The organism is Aeromonas sp. Prich7-2 (assembly GCF_017939255.1).
GTDB lineage: Bacteria > Pseudomonadota > Gammaproteobacteria > Enterobacterales > Aeromonadaceae > Aeromonas > Aeromonas caviae.
The window spans coordinates 1-1983 of record NZ_JAGKRI010000205.1; the positions used below are offsets into that span (position 1 = coordinate 1).

At 41.8% G+C, this 1983-nt stretch carries 3 protein-coding genes and 1 pseudogene; 3 read left to right on the forward strand and 1 reads right to left on the reverse strand.

Going from position 1 to position 1983, the window contains the following annotated elements:
* Nucleotides 1-139: 139 nt before the first annotated feature.
* From J9892_RS25080 to J9892_RS20615, 3 genes are all read left to right on the forward strand, one after another.
* Nucleotides 140-406 carry a DUF3987 domain-containing protein gene (locus J9892_RS25080; RefSeq protein ID WP_210538819.1) on the forward strand — a complete coding sequence of 89 codons (267 nt, stop codon included), beginning with the start codon at nucleotides 140-142 and terminating at the stop codon, nucleotides 404-406.
* A gap of 41 nt (nucleotides 407-447) precedes the next feature.
* Nucleotides 448-1032 carry a DUF3987 domain-containing protein gene (locus tag J9892_RS20610; RefSeq protein ID WP_210538821.1) on the forward strand — a complete coding sequence of 195 codons (585 nt, stop codon included), beginning with the start codon at nucleotides 448-450 and terminating at the stop codon, nucleotides 1030-1032.
* 346 nt (nucleotides 1033-1378) lie between these two features.
* Nucleotides 1379-1855 (forward strand): inovirus-type Gp2 protein, encoded by a 477-nt coding sequence (locus tag J9892_RS20615; RefSeq protein WP_210538823.1) that lies wholly within the window; start codon nucleotides 1379-1381, stop codon nucleotides 1853-1855.
* Nucleotides 1856-1863: 8 nt separating this feature from the next.
* Here the strand turns inward: J9892_RS20615 and J9892_RS20620 are convergent.
* A pseudogene (locus tag J9892_RS20620) lies at nucleotides 1864-1983 on the reverse strand (ISAs1 family transposase); the annotation flags it as partial.

A 1983-nucleotide genomic window follows, 5' to 3' on the forward strand; every position in this document is an offset into this window, starting at 1 on the left:
TGGCAGGAAATAACAGAGAAGTTGGAGTGGGCAATGGTGTATTTATCCAAAAACGGCAAAAAGAGTAGGCAGAGAAAATCCAAGCAAAACAACACGTTAGACGGTATTATTAATTCGCTTGCCGCTTAAGGTTCTGTACATGACATTGGCATTGATGGTTCAACCAAAACTATTTGATGCTTTTTTAGAAAAGCATGGTGAAAAAGTCAGAGGTTCTGGATTTTTAGCCAGATGTTTGTTTTCAAAACCTAAATCTACTCAGGGACAGCGTTTGGCGAATAGTATTCCTTATAAGGCTTACTGCGGAAGCCCATTACAGGAATTTTTTGATAATCGATTGCAGACATTGCTAGGGAAGGTGCGAATAAGTCATATGGCACGAGAGCATTTACTGGTAACCCATTGATATTAAATGACTAAAATTTTCATTTTTTGTTCGTGGGATACTTGTTCGCACTTTCCCTAGAGACAACGCTAGCACGCAGGCGAACTAATACAGCGCGTCAAGTAGTCCAATTATCTCCAGAGGCAAAAGTGTTATGGTTTCGAGAATACAATAATTTAGAACAAAGAATAAACCAAGGGCAGGATCTGTACCCTTATCGTGATGTTGTATCTAAATTGATGGAACAGATGCTAAGGATATCAGCTGTTATCACTTTTTTTAATCATGATTCTCTGGAGGTTAATGAGCAGGTGTTGAGTGCAGCGATACAGCTTGGCAGATGGTATTTGTATCAGTTTATCAACCGAACCAATACAAGTGGTGCAGTGACAAAAGAAGAAGAGGATGCAAACGCCATATATACATGGTTAGAGCAGCGACTTGATTTTTTTCGTATGCCAGGCGTAAGAAAAAACCATGTGCGTCAATATGGTCCTAACTGTGCTAGAAGTAAAGTTAGATTAGACCAAGCTGTTGAAACTCTAGCGAGACAAGGACGCCTTGTTGTTATTCATGGGCGTACAACTTACCTGCGAAATTATACTAATGACCCACATAATATTGCGGGTAATGGTGCCTCGCTATAATGCATGAAAAAGTGACATTAGATAACTTTAGAGTAAATTACTTTTAGTCTGAAGATGCATGGATAGTAATTTGCGAGTCGCAGGGAAACTATTTCCCATGATTTACTAAGAGTAATGAAGTGGTTGATGTCTGGTATATGTATTATACACATTGACATATGCCAATAGTTAAAATTTGTCATTGTAGATAGCTGCCATCTTTTATGTGAAAAGCAAAGAGGTACATAACTAATTTAAATATCACACCATCCATTAATTGGATGAGTGAAATGCAACGGCCACTTCTGAACCATCTATAAATTGCACATGCATTTGGGTCAACCATGCCTGATCAAAAGGAGGCGAGATGAATTCATCATTGGGCTACCAGCTTAGCCCAGAGGAGCTTAATAACCTGCTTGCTGCAGCTGAACAGCGTTATGGGAGTGTTTCACCCTATTACTTAACCAAGTTAACACAGGTCATTACCGGCTGCTTGGATATATATCCACGTGTGTTTGCCGTGCGTGTTGATTTACGTTTTCCACAAGCTAATTGGCAGGGGGATCCTGACATACCACTGTGCTTTTCTCGGCAAGACCCAGCGGTAATTACACGTTTCTTTGCATCACTGAAAAGCCAATTGCTGGCGGACCATACCCGTAAGGGAAGGCGAGGACAGCCAGCCTTCCCTGCATATATCTGGGTGCGCGAGCAGGACTCTAGTGCCAACCCGCATTACCACGTGGTGCTGCTTTTTAATAAAGACATTTATGCGTACTTGGGAGATTACCGTAACGCCGAGGCCGACAACATGGCCCTTAGGATCAGGGTGAGAGCGTGAACATTTTGTTAAATTTCACCCAGTTTTTTGAGACCCGCATTGAGTACCGTTTCCAGATATTCACTGCTCATTCCTGCGATTTTTTGCTTCCGTCTTACGCTCGCCTTGCGTGAAGTCTCGGCCCTGAG